Below are 15655 nucleotides of genomic sequence, written 5' to 3'. Positions count from 1 at the left end.
TACCACATAAGGAGGAATGGCAGGGTGTACATAGGTCGAGAATTGTCCGAATTAACCATGGTGCCACTGGCTGATTGGGAAATGAATGAGCTGCTTTATTACCATCACAATTTCTCACAACTGGCGGCTTACCTCAGTGCAGAAGGAGCCTCTCTTCACGTCAAAGTCATCCATGAGCTTGAATCCCGTGGGCCTGTGAATGGAGACAGCGGGGGATGGGATCATTCCTCGTCACCTATTTACGATTAAGTAAAAAACCCGGCTGCTCGTGTATGTAAACACGGCGCCGGGCTTATTTTTAGATACGGAATTTGCCGATCTGGTTTTGCAATTCCTCCGCGAGGTGTTCGAGAGAAACGGCTGAGGAAGCGATCTCTTCCATAGAGGCTAGCTGCTCCTCTGCAGCTGCGGATACGCTTTGTGTTCCATCAGATGCTAGCAGTGTCACTTCGGAAATATGACCAATGATTTCAACCACTTGCTGTGCCCTTGTGGAGAAATCACGCGTCGCTTCCGATACCTGACCGATTTTCTCTGCCACTTCATTGACAGCTGATTGAATTTGTTCGAAGGACTGGCCAGCTTCGTTCACTTTTTCAATACCTTCCGTTACTTCACGCTTGCTTTGATCCATAACAATCACAGCATGGTTTGTCTCCGCTTGGATCGCGGTGATCAGCTGACTAATTTGTTGTGCCGAGCTTGCGGATTGCTCTGCCAGCTTGCGTACCTCATCAGCCACCACAGCAAAGCCTCGTCCATACTCTCCTGCTCGTGCCGCTTCGATTGCCGCATTTAGTGCGAGCAGGTTGATTTGATTAGCGATAGCAGTGATCACATCCACGATGTTTCCGATTTCTTGAGAACGCGTCCCCAGATTATCCACGACTTTTGCCAGACCGTGAATCGATTCGCTGGATGCGTTCATTTGCAACACAGCCGATTGAATGGCTTTGTTTCCGGTCACTGCCAAGTCCGACGATTCCCGGGCTGCGGTAAATACATTTTGTGTATGCTCTGCGATCTGACCGATTCTTGCCGACATTTGTTCGACTGCTGCGTTACCCTCCTGCGTATGGGAGACTTGCTGCTCGGTTCCCTCCGCCATTTCTTGCATGGTCTCTGCGATCTGTTCTGTCGCTTTGCTTGTCTGATCCGCACTTGCGGCGAGCTGCTCTGCCGAAGAAGCGAGCTGCTGAACAGAATCATTCACAGAATGGAGCAAGGAGCGAAGAGATTCCGCCATATGATTGAAGGCTTTGCCCAATGTACCCAGCTCATCGTCACTTCGTATATCTACTTGTTGTGTCACATCGCCTTGGCTCATTTTTTCCGCTGCTTCTGTCAACATGCGCAAAGGACGGAGTAAGGAGCGCAAAATCAGGTAAATGACTCCGCCAGCTACCACTAGTGCAACAATTATAATCACGAGCATGGTGTAAAAAATTGGATCTGCCGCTTCTGCTGCTTCACTTTCATACATCACGCCTACAAGCTTCCAGCCCGTATTTTCATTCGTAGTAAACACGGCCTGGACAGGATTTCCCTCGTGATTAAATTGTAAACGTCCGGACTCTTCCGCATAAACAGTATCTGCCCAAGACTCTGCTACTTCTACGCCCGACTCTCCATTTGGATTGACAAGCATCTTGCGGTTTTTATCCAAAATAGCCATATATCCTTGCGTACCAATCTTCGCCTGCTTAACGGTTGTGTCCAGCGCAGTCAGTTGAATATCAATCCCAAAGACACCGGACTGATCAGGCAATGCCATGGCTATTCCCACCACGACTTTGCCCGTAATGGCATCAATGTATGGGTCCACAATGATGCCATTGCCAGGTTGCTTCATGGCTGCTATGTACCAATCTCTCTTTCGCGGGTCGAATCCGTCCGGGAGCTTGGAATCGGTTGCGGTCATCATGCCGCCATTCTCGTCCCCGATATACGCTTCACTCACTTCCGGATTCATAGCGAGAAAGCGCTGCAATTTCTTTTTCGTGTTTATTCTGGTCTCTTCCAGGATGTCGTTGCGTACAATATCAGCAGCGATCCACTCCACATTTCTGGATTGCTCCAACAGTGTCCGATTCAAAAGCGCATCTATCAACCGAACATTTTCAGAGGCAGTCGTAAGCAATTCATCTGACAACTCTGCCTTGGCACTCTGATAAGAGAGCAGTCCAAGCAAGAGCATGGGGATTACTAATATCGTGGAAAATGTAGCGATCAGCTTCGATTTCACAGTGAGTCTGGGTGTTTTCATTTCGCTAGCATCACCTTTCTGGGTGTCATGATTGTTCTATATTCATACCCGCTATATGCCTAATTGTAAACCTTCATTTGCCCACTAAACTACACATTCGTTTATTATTTATTATTTTTTATTATATTCAGAATATACTTTCTTCTATAAATAGGTAAAAAATCGCTTTACAACAAGAAAAAAATGCCATATTCTTAGATTACGTTCCACACACTACTACTACGGAAAGAAAGGAGGCAGCACAATGATGATGATAGCAATGAATCCAAATCCAGCTCTTATTGATCGTCTTGTGGATTTTCTAACTGAATATAGCAGCGCCTCCTGGGTCGACGAATTCCAGTAGTATTCGTACTCTTCAACATTTCTATTTCGTCTATTACCGACCACAGGTGTTGTTGCTTGTGGTCTTTCTATGTCCTTCAAAACGGCATGTCCGTTTTTGTTGCCAGAAGACCGCAGGCTTTCGCCCGTGGTCTTTTTCTTTCTCATCAATTAACATTTTCCACCTTGAAAGGGGGTGATTGGTAATGGTACTGAACTTTTTGCTTTTCACAGTCAAGATTGAACGCAATAAGGAACAAGCGGAAACACTTTTCGCAGAATCTGCTCGCTGTCGCTATCTCGAAGAACGCGCCGAAGAACATGCTTTTGAAGCTGCACAATTTGTGAGCCGCATTTAATGGACGAAACACGATTACTTGACTACAGGAGGGATTTGGGTATGAAAAACAAACAACGGCGTCAGATGATGAGGTTTACAGGAGTCAAAGCGATAGATGGCAGCTGACTGCACCAAACTAACGGGATGGGAGGGATACACTCATGTACATTCCAATGATTTTCTTCACAATCATTATTGAGAAACGGAAATTGACACCGAAGCAAATTGAAGCAAAATACATGCAAGAGCAAGCGCTGAAACGCATCGAAGAACAAAAGCATCAGATCGTGACACAATTTCCAGAGTTTTTGATTCGATAAAAAGAAACGGTTTTACAAAGATCATGTCTGCGGGGGCATGATCTTTTTATTTTCCACTGCTCTTCCCCTCTCTTGAAGCTTTATAATGGACTCAAAAGAGAAAAGTGGGGAGTGAAATCATGGAGTATCAAATCGTCTTTTTAGACATTGATGGAACACTCGTCAACGAAGAGAAAATCATACCACCGGATACACTCGAAGCCATTCAAGAGTTGCAAAGAAACAAGATCGAGGTCGTCTTAGCAACAGGCAGAGCTCATTATTATTTTGACGAGCTTGCCCAGCAGTGCGGCATCGACTCGTATGTCAGTTGTAATGGCGCATATGTCGTCTATCAAGGAAAAACTATTTATGATCGCCCCATCCAGACCAAAACACTCGATCAATTGCAGCAGATCGCGGCCCAGCACGACCACCCCATCGTGTTTCAAGGCAGTACGGCGGGCTTCTCTACCCATAAGCAGCATCCGTATTTGGATTGGACCTTTCAGCAATTGAAACTGGATTCCCCCGATCACAATGCAGACTTCGCCCATTCTGAAAATATTTATCAAGCGCTGTTGTTTACGCCAGATGCACACGAACAACAGTACAGAGAAGAGATTCCCGCTCTCTCGTTTATACGCTGGCATGAGTATTGTATGGATGTTTTTGCAAAAGGTGGTTCAAAAGCCCTCGGTATTGAAGCGCTCCTCTCACATATCGGGCTTGCGCCAAGCAAGGCAGTTGCTTTTGGAGACGGTCTGAATGACAAAGAAATGCTTTCTTATGTCGGGATGGGGATCGCGATGGGCAATGCGCATGAAGCTTTGTTGCCGCATGCCAATTATGTAACGCGCCACGTCGATGATGGCGGGATATCCCACGGCTTGCGTCATATCGGTATGATGAAATAAATAAGCTGCCGAGAAATGCTCGACAGCTTTGCCTAATTGTTATTTTTGTCCCAACAGCTCACGAATTTTTTGATGCGCCATCGGGATGGTGTAAGTATCTAATTCCTCCCAAGCTACGTATCTTGCATGAGCGGGGAGCTCTTCCCCTTCGATCCAGTCACAGGACCATACTTGCATATTCCACTGTAAATGGGAAAAGACGTGCTGAACCGTACCTAGCGGCTGCATGACTTCTACATCGATTCCGAATCGTTCACGCAAACCAACTGCAAGTGCCTCCTGCTTGGCAGCATCACTTTCCTGTTCGGTTTCAACAGTAGGAAATTCCCACATGCCAGCGAGAAGCCCCTGATCAGGACGCTTGTTCATCAATACTTTGTCGTCGCGAATGATAATGCCTACTTGCAGATCAACAGGACGTGGAGGTTTGGCTTTGCCTTTGACCGGCAGCTCTTCTGCCACTCCCTCCTGACGCGCCATACAGTAGTCAAACACGGGACAGGTCAAGCATTGCGGAGTGCGCGGCACACAGACCATCGCTCCCAGCTCCATTAAAGCCTGATTGAAATCTCCCGCTCTCCCCCCTGGAATGACCTGGCGTACGAGATGCTCGATTTTGATTCTCGTGGCAGGCTTGGCGATGTCGTCGGTTAAATACAGCAGGCGTGAAAAAACACGCATAACATTTCCATCCACAGCCGGCTCCGCCTTTTCATAGGCAATGCTAAGAATGGCACCTGCTGTATACGGACCGACACCTTTTAGTGTAGCGATTTCTTCTGGTGTATCCGGCACAACTCCTCCATAGCGAACCGTTACCTCGCGGGCTGCGGCTTGAAGATTGCGCGCGCGGGAGTAATAGCCGAGTCCTTCCCACGCTTTTAAGACATCATCCTCAGGCGCTTTCGCTAAATCACTCACCGTCGGAAATTTCTCCATGAAATTCGCATAATAAGGTTTAACGGTCTCTACTCGTGTTTGTTGAAGCATGATCTCCGATACCCAGATTCGATATGGGTCTTTGTTGATCCGCCAAGGCAAATCCCGCTTTTGGGAGTCGTACCAGGCCAGCAAATCCTGGGCAAAGCCAAACACATGAAATTGTTCAGGAAGTGTATATTTCAAGCTTTCTTTTTTTCTTGCCATTTCCGTTTATTCTACTCCTTTTCATCCCAGTTCCGCAGGACGAAACGCCCACACATGCAGTTTCGCAGCTCCGCCGGAAATACAGTCGCAAAAGTCTTGGTCTGCCAATCGGTTTGCCTTGATTTCTTCGTATACTTGAACAGTCTCGACCTCAAACATTTCGACAAACAGACCGGGCTGATCCAAGCCCTCCATTGAGCGATACTGACGTGCACCCATCGCTTCCATTCGCTCAGCCATCGAGGTGAGCAATCGCAGAGCGTGACTCCGTTTTTCAGTATCCAGCTTGTATTCAATGAAAACCGTTAGCATGCGACATGTTCCTCCTTTAACGATTCAACGCTTTCATCATACCCTTCCCACCCCGTGCGAACAAGCACACAAATATTTTCAGAACGGGCGGGAAATAACCTTAGGCAAACGCTATAATAAACAATAAAAGTGGAAGGAAGGGAGGAAGACAACGATTCCATGGATACAGCCACTCATTTTGCCATGGGCTTTGGATTGGCCGGGCTCGCCTATCTTGATCCTGTCGTAGCTTCTACTCCGTCACTTGCAGTGGCCGTCATGATTGGTACGGTCATTGGCTCGCAGGCGCCTGATTTGGATGGCTTAGTCCGCCTACGTGGTACCGCTGCCTACATTCGCAATCACCGAGGCGTTTCACACTCGGTTCCCGCTTTATTTCTCTGGACTGGAGGCATTTTTGTTCTCATCCAGGCCATGATGCCACAGCCCCATTGGCTGCATTTGCTCGGCTGGATATTCCTGGCCGTCTGTTTACACGTATTCGTTGACTTGTTCAATTCCTATGGCACAAAGGGCTTGTACCCGTTTCGCGACAAATGGGTGGCGCTCAACGCCATTTTCATTTTCGATCCGTTCATTTTCGCTGCTCATCTCGTCGGCTTTATGCTATGGGCCGCAGGTGCGCATCCAGGACACGTCTTTTTATGGATATACGTGATCATTGCCGGGTACTACTACTGGCGTATTCAGGCGCAAAGACGAACGACCGAGTTGGTTCGTCAGCGAATCGGCAAAGCTGGTACCTTCACCATCATCCCTACTCTTTCCTGGGCGTATTGGACCTTCGTCGCCAAGACAGAGCAGCATTGGTATGTAGGTGAAGTCGTTTCGGGGGACGTCGTCATCTTGGACACCTTCTCCATCAAACCGGAAAATGAGCGGATTGCGGCAGCCAAGAAAAGTTACAAAGTCCAGTCCTTCCTCGCCTTTACCCATCATGTGCATGTAGAAACAAAGGAGCGCTCCTTTGGCTATGAGGTCAAATGGATTGATCTGCGCTACCGCTCCCGTTTTCAAGGGAAAAGTCACTACATGTTCGTCGCCGTGGTCTACCTCAATTTTGATCTGACCATCCGCGATTCCTTCGTCGGATGGATCCACCGCGGAGAAGAACAGCTTACTAAAAAATTGGATTCAAAACGCTCGTAATCGACGAGACTACCGCCCCTGCCAGTAAAGGGCGGTTATTTTTTTGTGATCTGACCCGTTTACTTTTGCCAAAATTGCACCTGTTCTCCTAGTCAAATACCCATTACGATCAAAATAACAACGACAGACTGGGGGACTCGACATGATACCAATTCGTTATTCCAAGCGTACCATTACTGATCAGGAGCAGATTGACCAGTTCTTGCAAGTAGCAAAGGTCGGCCATCTCGGCTTGTCCAATGAAATCGAGCCGTACATCCTGCCTTTGAATTTTGCTTGGTGGAATGGCTGTATTTATTTTCACGGCGCGGATTCTGGCAGAAAAATCGAGATGATTAATGGCAACAACCGTGTATGTTTCAGTGTTTGCGAGGAGTACGGCACAATCGCCTCACCTGTGCCTGCCCATATCGATACGGCTTACATGAGTGTGTTTATCGCCGGGACAATTGAGCGTGTTTCTGAACCTGAAGAGATGCGCGATGCGATGCAATCCATGATCGACAAGTACGTACCCGGCTACTATTCAGAACCGTTGCCTTTGCAGCATGTCATCAAGTATCGTTCTTCGATGGGCAGTACAACCGCCATCTTCCGGATTACGCCTACCGCGCTGACCGCCAAAGGCAATCCACTTTCTGAAGAGAAACAGTTCTATCCAGGCAGAAAAGTCGAGATGGATGTATAGAAGCCGAAAAGCAGAAAAAGACACGCTCCGTTTGTCAGAGTCGTGTCTTTTTGTTGGATGAGTCTGCTCCTTACAGAGAGTACGGAGCACTCATTCCTGCCGAAATTGCGAGTCGGTTCCAGCAGTTGATGGTATTGATCGCCATAATCAGTGCGACATACTGGTTCTCGTCAAAATGCTCGCGGACCTGCTGGTAGAGCTCTTCAGAAACACCGTTAGCCGTAATGACAGTGACAGCCTCAGTGAGAGCAAGGACGGCCCGCTCTGCATCAGTGTAAACCGCGGATTCTCTCCAAACGCTGAGCAAGTAAATGCGTTGCTCTGTCTCACCGAGCTTGCGTGCATCTTGCGTATGCATATCCATGCAAAAAGCGCAGCCGTTGATTTGGGAAGCACGAATTTTGATCAGCTCAATCAGTTTTTTGTCCAAGCCGCTTTCATTCACGAATTTCTCCAGCTTGAGCATGGTTTGATACGCTTCGGGATTTGCTGCATGATGATTCAATCTAGCTTTCATGATTCATCTTCCTCTCCACTCAAATTTGCTTTCAACCTCAAAGACGAGTGAAGCGCCCTTCTTGTGACGAATCATCCATTTTCTTTTTGCAAATGGGCAAGCTTATCTGGATTGACCATCATATACAAGCGTGCAATGCGATCTTCTTCTCCGTTCATTGTGATCTGGATGATCATTTTCAGCTGACCTTCGGAATAGACGGCGATTCCATCTTGGCCATTGAACGAGCGAATCTGCATCGTAGCATGAGAAGCCCACCTTGGCCATACACCCATCCAGAAGGCAGTAATCCGCTCGTCTGAGAAGATGGGATGAATAGCCGCACGGACTTTCCCGCCACCATCGCTGACAAACACAGCATCTTTTGTCAAAAGTCCGATCAACGACTTCGCATCTGACTTGGAGATGGCCTGCATCAGCTGTTCTACCAAGCTCGAAGTCCGATTCGGCTGAGGGACGATCGCCTGATATCCTGCTTCGGCCAGCTTTTTTCTCGCAAGACTAAACTTCTTGCGACAATTTACTTCGGTCATTTCGAGCATCGAGGCAATTTCGCTGTATTCGTAGTCGAGTGCCGTTCGGAGCACAAAAACGGCACGCAGCGTCGTCGGTAGATTTTCCAAGAGAACAAGCAAGCCATACGAGACTGCTTCTTCGGCAATCACAGTTTGCAGGGGATCATTGGTTTCTGAAGCGTCCAGCATCGGTTCCGGCAACCATTCCCCTACATACTGCTCCCGCTTCCAACGGGCTGATTTTAATAAGTCCAGACAGCGATTGGTCACCGCTTTGCACAGATAGCTTTTTACATGGTGAATGTCTTGGATGTCGGTACCTGCCAACGCAAGAAACGTATCCTGAACAATGTCTTCCGCCTCCGTTACCGAGCCAGTCATCCGGTACGCAAGGGAAAACAGTAATGATTTATACTCTCGATAAACATCCTCCATGTGCACTATCATTATTTCGTATCACCAAACTGCCAAAGGGTGTGACTGAGACTTCCATAGCGGATGCTCATATGCAGACGCTTCGCTGTACGTTCATCGTCGGCAGCTCCCATGACGTACACGAGCGGAACAAAATGCTCGGTTCCATACGCGGGAACAGCTTTTTCGGCATGTGGAGCAAGCTCGCGGTAGTTGGCGAGATCCTCGACATTCCAGTCAGTCAATATTGTTTGCAGCCAGTCTTCGAATTGTTCCGCCCACTCAAAGGTAGCACTATCGGACTCTCTCAGGTTCATATAGGAAAAATTATGGACGGTTCCGCCACTGCCGAGGATCAGAACGTCTTTTTCGCGGAGCGGACTGAGTGCTTTGCCGATCTGATATTGCTCTGTCACGGTCAGGTTCGGATTAACTGATAAGGCAACAACAGGAATATCGGCATCCGGATACATATGGCGCAGAATGACCCAATGTCCATGATCAAGTCCGCGTGTCGTGTTGAGAGCAACGGGCACGCCCGCTTCCTGAAGAAGACGGACTGTTTCCTCCGCTATTTCTTTCTCTCCTTTTGCTGGATACTCAATCTCGTACAGCTCCTGCGGGAATCCGCCAAAATCGTGAATCGTCGGGAAGGTAGCCATCGTTCCCACCATTTGCTCAAATGCTTCCCAGTGCGCCGAAAACATGACAATCGCTCGCGGCTTGCGCGGGAGCAGACTAGGCAATTGGTTCAGTGCTTCTGTATAGGCATTGTTTTCTATGGCAAGTAACGGGGCACCATGTGCAATGAAAAAAGATGGCATCATTTGCGTACACTCTCCTCTATACTTTTTAAACTTAGTTACTTTTAGTAAGTATTATATCTCATAATCATCATGGTTACAAGTGTATCCAGAATCGATGCCGTTTCTTTTCTCTGAACAAAAAAAGCTTGCCGCTCTTAAAGAACGACAAGCCTTTTGGCAGGTAAAGTTACAATTATTTCGCTGCTGCGAAACGCTTGCTAACTTCATCCCAGTTTACAACGTTCCAGAACGCGCCGATGTAGTCAGGGCGTTTGTTTTGGTAGTTCAGGTAGTAAGCATGCTCCCAAACATCCAGACCAAGGATAGGTGTTTTACCTTCCATGATTGGGCTGTCTTGGTTAGGAGTAGAGCTGATTGCTACTTTTCCGCCTTCTGCAGTCAGCCAAGCCCATCCGGAACCGAAACGAGTAGTAGCTGCTTTTGCGAATTCTGCTTTGAAGTTGTCAAAGCTTCCGAAAGCTGCGTTGATTGCGTCAGCCAGTTCACCAGTTGGTGCGCCGCCGCCATTCGGGCTCATGATTTCCCAGAACAGTGTGTGGTTAGCATGGCCTCCACCGTTGTTGCGAACAGCAGTACGGATGGACTCAGGCAGAGCATCCAGATTGCTGATCAGCTCTTCAATGCTTTTACCTTGCAGGTCAGCGTGAGCTTCCAGAGCTGCATTCAGGTTGTTAACATAAGTAGCATGGTGGCGTCCGTGATGGATCTCCATGGTTTGCGCGTCGATATGTGGTTCCAAAGCGTTGTGTGCATAAGGCAATGCAGGAAGTTGATGTGCCATTGTAACATTCCTCCTCAAATTATGTAGGTCAAGCTTACGACTTCATTATACTGTAAGCCAAACAGTTTTTCAACAAATCGGTATGCAAAGTATATTAATCTATTTATTATTTCAAAGATTTCCATCTTGAAAACAAAATCGAGCGTGCTAGACTTGGAGTATTACAAACGAAGAGAATCAGGTGATATCTAGTGGAAATGGACTTATCAACAATCGTACTTCTCGCCGTCTTTGGATTCGTTGCAGCATTCATCGACAGTACTGTTGGTGGAGGCGGACTCATCTCCCTCCCCGCCCTGCTCGGTCTAGGAATGCCGCCGTACCTTGCTCTTGGCACGAACAAATTGGCTGGCACGATTTCATCAGCCACCAGCTCTTACACCTTTATCAAGAACGGTAAATTTGACAAGAAGCTCATGCTGATTTTATTTCCCGTCTCGCTGATCGGTGCTTATTTCGGAGCGAAAACAGTTCTGTTCGTTCCCCAGGAGTTTTTGAAGATCCTTGTTGTTATTATGATGGCACTCATTTTCGTTTACACCCTTTTCAACAAGCGTTTCGGTCAAGATTCCAACTACAAAGGGCTGACCAAATTTACACTCGGCATCGGGATTCCTTTTACCTTTTTAATCGGATTTTACGATGGATTTTTCGGGCCTGGAACCGGTTCGTTCTTTGTTTTTCTCATGGTGCTTTTGTTTGGCTATGATTTTGTGATTGCAGCCGGCAATGGCCGTATTTTGAATCTGGCCAGTAACATTTCTGCGCTTTTTGTCTTCACAATGGAGGGCAAAGTCGTCTTCATGACTGGTCTCATCATGGGGATCGCGATGCTGTTGGGCGCTAACCTTGGTGCCAAAATGGCCATCAAAACAGGAGTACGTTATGTCCGTCCGTTGTTCTTGGTCGTATCCATCACCTTGATCGTGAAGATGGTGTATGAGTTGATTTTTACTGCCTGATCTAAAACAGCACTTGTGCGTTGCTGTTGTGGTGGGGAGGAAACAGGAGAAAACGCTCAGCTTCTAGGGCCACCCGCTGAGGGATTGACTGCCCGACTCCATGCAAAAAGCGAAACCGCGTCCAAAGTAGTCCATTCAGGAAGTTTTTTCAGAGGTGGACGCTTAAGAGCGTGTTTCGCTTTTTGCATTCCGGCTCGGTCGGTGTTCCCAAGATCTTCGCTTATTTCTCCTGTTTCCTCTACGAGCTGTCAGTGTTCATCGTGTTAAAAATCCTTAAATGAATGAAGAATTTCATCAGCAACGACAGAGAAGAATATTTCCAGACGTAGCGACTTGTGGAGTCCTACCGAGCGGAGAAGGGATTAGCGGGCAAAAGAAACGCAACGTGCCCTTACGACGAAGCGGCTACCACTTTTGCGTTTCCCCGCTAATCCCTTCGGAGCGGTCAGTCTTAGCCCCCAGCAGGACGGAGCTGGAGCCTAGACTGGAAATATTCTTCTCTCCACTACAGCCATAAGTACTTAAAGAGTCAGCCTGCAAACATCTACAGGCTGACTCTTTATGTTTGGCTCTTAGTTAGCCCCTGCTGTAACAACTTTGGATTGATGATCACGCACCGCCTGATTGCTCGCCGCCATAAACGCCTGCGCGACCGCCATCAGGACATCTCGATGCTCGGAAACTCCTTTAAAATGACTTCCGTTGGCGCTGACCGTCACGATCGCTTCACCTGTCGCGTGCTCTCCCGACGACAATGAATACAGCTCCATGTCCGTAAACTCTACGTCAAACGGCAGTGCCTGCTTGATGCCCGCTACCAATGCCTCAACAGGTCCTTCTCCGGTGCCAGAGTATGCTTGTTCTTCTCCTGTCACATTGTTCGTAATCGTGCAGGAAGCCATACGATGTCCGGATGTTCCAGTGAGCACCTGTGCATTCACTAGGGTGAACGGCTCCAATACAGCATTCACGGTATGTCCTACCAGCTCAAGCAGTTGATGATCCTGGACAACCTTTTGCTTGTCAGCCATCTCTTTAAATTGGACGTACAGTGTCTCCATCTGCTCATCGGTCAGCTGTATTCCGAACTCGTTTACGCGGTGCTTGATGGCATGGCGGCCGGAGTGCTTTCCGAGAATGATCATGTTGCGAGGCACGCCCAAGCTCTCTGGGTCCATGATTTCGTAGGTGCTGCGCTCTTTTAAGAGACCGTCCTGATGAATACCTGCTTCGTGCTGAAAGGCATTGCGACCGACAATTGGTTTGTTGAAAGCAATCGGGAAGCTCATGGCACGACTCACCTTTTGTGAAGTAGTGTAAATGTGCTCTGGTCTGATGCCAGTCTCGGCATCCAGTGCTTCTTTGCGCGTCTCAATTGCCATCACCAGCTCTTCCAAGGAGCAGTTCCCCGCTCGCTCACCGACCCCGTTGACCGTTACTTCGACTTGGGTGACCCCAGCACGAATCGCAGCCAAACTGTTTGCAACCGCGAGTCCAAGATCATTGTGGCAATGTGCACTGAACTCTACCTTGTCGCTGCCACGGACATTTTTCATGACACGAGTGAACATGGCCCCATACTCTTCTGGAAGTGCGTACCCAACCGTATCGGGGATGTTGATAATGGTTGCTCCTTCTTCGATCGCTGCCTCGATCATCTCAAACAGGAACTCATCTCCAGTACGGGTCGCATCCATCGGAGAAAATTCAATCCGGTCTACAAACTGTTTGCCGTACGCAATCATTTCGCGGGCAATCTTAATCACTTGCTCTCTCGACTTGCGGAGTTGAAAGTCCAGATGAATGCTGGAGGATGACAGGAACATGTGGAGTCTGCGACGCTCTGCCGCTTGTGTAGCCCGAACGGCAGCGTCAATGTCCTCTTTCACCGCACGAGCAAAGCCACAGATCTCCACGCCGTGCACCTCTTGCGAAATACGTTGCACCGCCATGAAGTCACCCGGGCTGGAGATTGGGAAGCCAGGTTCAATGACATCCACGCCGAGGTCTGCCAAATGCTTCGCTATCACGATTTTTTGCTCAGGAGAAAGAGACGCTCCTGGTGCTTGCTCTCCGTCACGCAGTGTCGTATCGAAAATATGAATTCTTTTTGCCATGGGTATTGCCTCCTCATTTTTAGTTATTTTCTCAATAAAAAAAGCCCACCGTCTCCATATACAAGAGACGACAGGCTTTTGGCTGCCGCGGTACCACTCTCGTTGATCCCCTCTTTTTTCAGAAGAGAATCCACCTCGCTGTCCCGATGACGTGGGACGATCCGTCAAGGTCTACTGAACGTTTTCCACCTTGCCGCTCCCGGGTGAGATTCGAGCATTTCCTGACTGCGTCGCACCTCCCCGCAGCTCTCTGGACAAGAAATTTGCTTTACTAGCTCCCGTTCTTCGCGTTTGTTCTATGTCGTTGTTACAATCAAAAAGGCCTGCCGTCTCTATCGAAGAGACGACAGACCTTGTCTATCGCGGTACCACTCTCGTTGACCCCAGCTACTCGCCAGAAGTCCACCTCATGTACTGATCCTAGACGATCAGCACAACCCGATCACGGAGGTTAACCGTCAGAACTTACTGCTCGATGCAGCGCTACATCTTGTTCAGTCCTGCCGCTCCCGGGCGAGCTTCACTGGCTTCTCTGACTGCGTTGCACCATCCCGCAGCTCTCTAAACAGATCAGACCACTTACTGTTCCCGTTCTTCGCGTTATTGTTATTATTGTTTGAAATTTTATTCGGTTTATATCTGGTTGTCAATGGAGTCTAGCAATAAAAATAATTTTATTAACCGAATCAATGGAGTTCTCTCACCGAGCTGCGGCTGAACTGTCTGTAATAAAAGCAGGCGAGACCCAGTATCACGAGCGCTAAAGCGGAGTAAATATTGCTATAGACGGACGCTCCTGGATAGCTATTGAGCAAATTCCAGCTCACAGCAGCTCCTCCATCAATCGTTTTGCCGTACAAGGTAGCTGCAAGTGCACCTGCAATAAAGTTCAGCATTGCCAACAGTCCCATACCGACGCCGATCTGTTCCTTTGGTAGCGACTGCGAGATTGCGTTTGACATCGAAATCATCATAAACGATAGTCCGACATTGCCAAAAATCAGAAAAACGGCAATGAGGAACGGGGATACTCCCGCAAAGGAAGAGAAGAGGACAAAGCTGCTCAAAAGTAGCACAGACGCTGTGTAAAATAAATACGAATTCCCTTTCTTATCTGCAAGAATCCCGGCCTTTTTCCCCAAGAACGCGGTCACAATTGCTCCCGGTACCATGACAAAGCCAATGAGCCCCGGTGCCAGATGATTCACATTTGCCAACAACTGTGGACTAAGGAAAGCGAACGAATAGCCACTCCCTATCATCAAAAAGGCAATGACCAGCCCGAGCGAATAGCGTTTGCTCCGGAATAAGCCAGGGCGAATAAATGGTTCTGCGGTCGTCCGAATTCTTACCAAGAACAGAAGGAATGAGAGGATGCACCCCAGCGCGAGCAATAAGCTCTGATTCGTAATAGCCAGTAGAAGCAACGCAATCGTTATTGCGAGAAGCCCACCGCCGATCCAGTCCATTTTGACGGCTTCCCGCTCCTCCTCCTCCAAATACTTACGGAAAAAAGGCACGGCAACGAGCGTGAACAACGGCATACAGAACAGCCATCTCCAATCGAGCAGACTGACCAGCAAAGAGGAAAGAACGGGACCTAATGCGCTACCGATTGCCATCCCGGTCATTGAGATCCCTAGAGCTCGCCCCCTACTCTCTGGGGGAAAATAACGAACCGGGATAATGGAAGATGTAGCCGGAACAACTGCAGCTCCTGCTGCCTGCACAATTCTCCCAAAAAGCACCATGCCATAATTATGGGCGAAAAATCCAATAAGGGAACCGATGGCAAACAGAATTAATCCGAATGTAAGCAAATGTTTGAGCTTGTAGGAATCGGCTAGCTTGCCGTACATCACGGTTCCAACCGCATAGATTAACAAAAAGGCAGACGTCACCCAGCTTACTTGACTAAAAGATAAATGAAATTCTGCCCTGATTTGCGGTAACACGATATTGAACATCGTAGCACTCATCACTGTAATCATGAGCGTAAACACAAGTACGCGAAGAACTTTTTCAGCAGATTGTTGTTGTGGTTCGGTTTGCATATTGGAAAGACACCTCTCGTTATCACC

17 protein-coding genes and 2 other annotated features are annotated in these 15655 nt (G+C 48.2%); of the genes, 7 read left to right on the top strand and 10 right to left on the bottom strand.

The window, feature by feature from the left end; translation table 11 throughout:
- The first annotated feature begins 24 nt into the window (after nt 1–24).
- Nucleotides 25–249, top strand: a complete 225-nt coding sequence (locus ACKKE8_RS05880) for a hypothetical protein (RefSeq protein ID WP_012684762.1) — start codon at nt 25–27, stop codon at nt 247–249.
- 49 nt (nt 250–298) lie between these two features.
- Here ACKKE8_RS05880 and ACKKE8_RS05875 read toward each other — a convergent pair whose 3' ends face one another.
- Together ACKKE8_RS05875 and ACKKE8_RS05870 are read right to left on the bottom strand one after the other, a co-directional pair.
- Entirely contained in the window at nt 299–2266 is a 1968-nt protein-coding gene (locus ACKKE8_RS05875; protein ID WP_409177351.1) for a methyl-accepting chemotaxis protein, read from the bottom strand.
- A gap of 219 nt (nt 2267–2485) precedes the next feature.
- On the bottom strand, nt 2486–2758 hold the full coding sequence (locus ACKKE8_RS05870) for a hypothetical protein (RefSeq protein WP_409177350.1): 273 nt from the start codon (nt 2756–2758) through the stop codon (nt 2486–2488).
- Between the two features lie 38 nt (nt 2759–2796).
- Between ACKKE8_RS05870 and ACKKE8_RS05865 the strand changes: the two genes are divergently transcribed.
- The 3 genes from ACKKE8_RS05865 (at nt 2797) to ACKKE8_RS05855 (ending at nt 4146) form a co-directional block, all read left to right on the top strand.
- Complete coding sequence (locus tag ACKKE8_RS05865) at nt 2797–2949, top strand: hypothetical protein (protein ID WP_007729794.1); 153 nt, start codon at nt 2797–2799, stop codon at nt 2947–2949.
- A 142-nt stretch (nt 2950–3091) separates the two neighbouring features.
- Nucleotides 3092–3250, top strand: coding sequence for a YrzI family protein (locus ACKKE8_RS05860; protein WP_409177349.1), 159 nt, complete (start codon nt 3092–3094; stop codon nt 3248–3250).
- A gap of 119 nt (nt 3251–3369) precedes the next feature.
- A complete protein-coding gene (locus tag ACKKE8_RS05855) occupies nt 3370–4146 on the top strand; it encodes a Cof-type HAD-IIB family hydrolase (RefSeq protein ID WP_409177348.1) in 777 nt (258 codons plus the stop codon).
- A 39-nt stretch (nt 4147–4185) separates the two neighbouring features.
- On the opposite strand, the gene mutY is transcribed toward ACKKE8_RS05855, so the two are convergent.
- On the bottom strand, nt 4186–5292 hold the full coding sequence (gene mutY, locus ACKKE8_RS05850; protein WP_409177347.1) for an A/G-specific adenine glycosylase: 1107 nt from the start codon (nt 5290–5292) through the stop codon (nt 4186–4188).
- Nucleotides 5293–5313: 21 nt separating this feature from the next.
- On the bottom strand, nt 5314–5604 hold the full coding sequence (locus ACKKE8_RS05845; RefSeq protein WP_409177346.1) for a hypothetical protein: 291 nt from the start codon (nt 5602–5604) through the stop codon (nt 5314–5316).
- A 159-nt stretch (nt 5605–5763) separates the two neighbouring features.
- Between ACKKE8_RS05845 and ACKKE8_RS05840 the strand changes: the two genes are divergently transcribed.
- Together ACKKE8_RS05840 and ACKKE8_RS05835 are read left to right on the top strand one after the other, a co-directional pair.
- Nucleotides 5764–6753 carry a metal-dependent hydrolase gene (locus ACKKE8_RS05840; protein ID WP_409177345.1) on the top strand — a complete coding sequence of 330 codons (990 nt, stop codon included), beginning with the start codon at nt 5764–5766 and terminating at the stop codon, nt 6751–6753.
- Between the two features lie 142 nt (nt 6754–6895).
- Entirely contained in the window at nt 6896–7441 is a 546-nt protein-coding gene (locus ACKKE8_RS05835) for a pyridoxamine 5'-phosphate oxidase family protein (RefSeq protein WP_016742787.1), read from the top strand.
- 70 nt (nt 7442–7511) lie between these two features.
- Here the strand turns inward: ACKKE8_RS05835 and ACKKE8_RS05830 are convergent, their stop codons facing one another.
- From ACKKE8_RS05830 to ACKKE8_RS05815, 4 genes are all read right to left on the bottom strand, one after another.
- Nucleotides 7512–7958: a carboxymuconolactone decarboxylase family protein gene (locus ACKKE8_RS05830; protein ID WP_409177344.1), complete on the bottom strand. Its 447-nt coding sequence runs from the start codon at nt 7956–7958 to the stop codon at nt 7512–7514.
- A 71-nt stretch (nt 7959–8029) separates the two neighbouring features.
- On the bottom strand, nt 8030–8920 hold the full coding sequence (sigJ, locus tag ACKKE8_RS05825; RefSeq protein ID WP_409177343.1) for an RNA polymerase sigma factor SigJ: 891 nt from the start codon (nt 8918–8920) through the stop codon (nt 8030–8032).
- Nucleotides 8920–9714 (bottom strand): dioxygenase, encoded by a 795-nt coding sequence (locus ACKKE8_RS05820; protein ID WP_409177342.1) that lies wholly within the window; start codon nt 9712–9714, stop codon nt 8920–8922. Before ACKKE8_RS05820 ends, sigJ begins: the two co-directional genes overlap by 1 nt.
- A 172-nt stretch (nt 9715–9886) precedes the next feature.
- A complete protein-coding gene (locus tag ACKKE8_RS05815) occupies nt 9887–10495 on the bottom strand; it encodes a superoxide dismutase (protein ID WP_012684750.1) in 609 nt (202 codons plus the stop codon).
- A gap of 191 nt (nt 10496–10686) precedes the next feature.
- Here ACKKE8_RS05815 and ACKKE8_RS05810 point away from each other — a divergent pair, with 191 nt between their 5' ends.
- A complete protein-coding gene (locus ACKKE8_RS05810; protein ID WP_409177341.1) occupies nt 10687–11457 on the top strand; it encodes a sulfite exporter TauE/SafE family protein in 771 nt (256 codons plus the stop codon).
- Between the two features lie 572 nt (nt 11458–12029).
- Here ACKKE8_RS05810 and ACKKE8_RS05805 read toward each other — a convergent pair.
- Together ACKKE8_RS05805 and ACKKE8_RS05800 are read right to left on the bottom strand one after the other, a co-directional pair.
- Nucleotides 12030–13574: a 2-isopropylmalate synthase gene (locus ACKKE8_RS05805; RefSeq protein WP_409177340.1), complete on the bottom strand. Its 1545-nt coding sequence runs from the start codon at nt 13572–13574 to the stop codon at nt 12030–12032.
- A 60-nt stretch (nt 13575–13634) separates the two neighbouring features.
- Nucleotides 13635–13869 (bottom strand) — a binding site (T-box leader).
- 41 nt (nt 13870–13910) lie between these two features.
- Nucleotides 13911–14179 (bottom strand) — a binding site (T-box leader).
- Between the two features lie 81 nt (nt 14180–14260).
- On the bottom strand, nt 14261–15628 hold the full coding sequence (locus ACKKE8_RS05800) for an MFS transporter (RefSeq protein WP_409177339.1): 1368 nt from the start codon (nt 15626–15628) through the stop codon (nt 14261–14263).
- Nucleotides 15629–15655 lie beyond the last annotated feature (27 nt).

It is taken from the genome of Brevibacillus fortis, assembly GCF_046196545.1.
Taxonomy (GTDB): Bacteria; Bacillota; Bacilli; order Brevibacillales; family Brevibacillaceae; genus Brevibacillus; species Brevibacillus fortis_A.
The sequence above is the reverse complement of the archived record's forward strand: the minus strand, read 5'-3'. Positions and strand labels throughout refer to the sequence as shown.

Coding starts and splice junctions, on each gene's coding strand:
- ACKKE8_RS05875 (WP_409177351.1), bottom strand. CDS start 2,266: ATGAAAACACCCAGACTCACTGTGAAATCGAAGCTGATCGCTACATTT.
- ACKKE8_RS05870 (WP_409177350.1), bottom strand. CDS start 2,758: ATGAGAAAGAAAAAGACCACGGGCGAAAGCCTGCGGTCTTCTGGCAAC.
- ACKKE8_RS05865 (WP_007729794.1), top strand. CDS start 2,797: ATGGTACTGAACTTTTTGCTTTTCACAGTCAAGATTGAACGCAATAAG.
- ACKKE8_RS05860 (WP_409177349.1), top strand. CDS start 3,092: ATGTACATTCCAATGATTTTCTTCACAATCATTATTGAGAAACGGAAA.
- ACKKE8_RS05855 (WP_409177348.1), top strand. CDS start 3,370: ATGGAGTATCAAATCGTCTTTTTAGACATTGATGGAACACTCGTCAAC.
- mutY (WP_409177347.1), bottom strand. CDS start 5,292: ATGGCAAGAAAAAAAGAAAGCTTGAAATATACACTTCCTGAACAATTT.
- ACKKE8_RS05845 (WP_409177346.1), bottom strand. CDS start 5,604: ATGCTAACGGTTTTCATTGAATACAAGCTGGATACTGAAAAACGGAGT.
- ACKKE8_RS05840 (WP_409177345.1), top strand. CDS start 5,764: ATGGATACAGCCACTCATTTTGCCATGGGCTTTGGATTGGCCGGGCTC.
- ACKKE8_RS05835 (WP_016742787.1), top strand. CDS start 6,896: ATGATACCAATTCGTTATTCCAAGCGTACCATTACTGATCAGGAGCAG.
- ACKKE8_RS05830 (WP_409177344.1), bottom strand. CDS start 7,958: ATGAAAGCTAGATTGAATCATCATGCAGCAAATCCCGAAGCGTATCAA.
- sigJ (WP_409177343.1), bottom strand. CDS start 8,920: ATGATAGTGCACATGGAGGATGTTTATCGAGAGTATAAATCATTACTG.
- ACKKE8_RS05820 (WP_409177342.1), bottom strand. CDS start 9,714: ATGATGCCATCTTTTTTCATTGCACATGGTGCCCCGTTACTTGCCATA.
- ACKKE8_RS05815 (WP_012684750.1), bottom strand. CDS start 10,495: ATGGCACATCAACTTCCTGCATTGCCTTATGCACACAACGCTTTGGAA.
- ACKKE8_RS05805 (WP_409177340.1), bottom strand. CDS start 13,574: ATGGCAAAAAGAATTCATATTTTCGATACGACACTGCGTGACGGAGAG.
- ACKKE8_RS05800 (WP_409177339.1), bottom strand. CDS start 15,628: ATGCAAACCGAACCACAACAACAATCTGCTGAAAAAGTTCTTCGCGTA.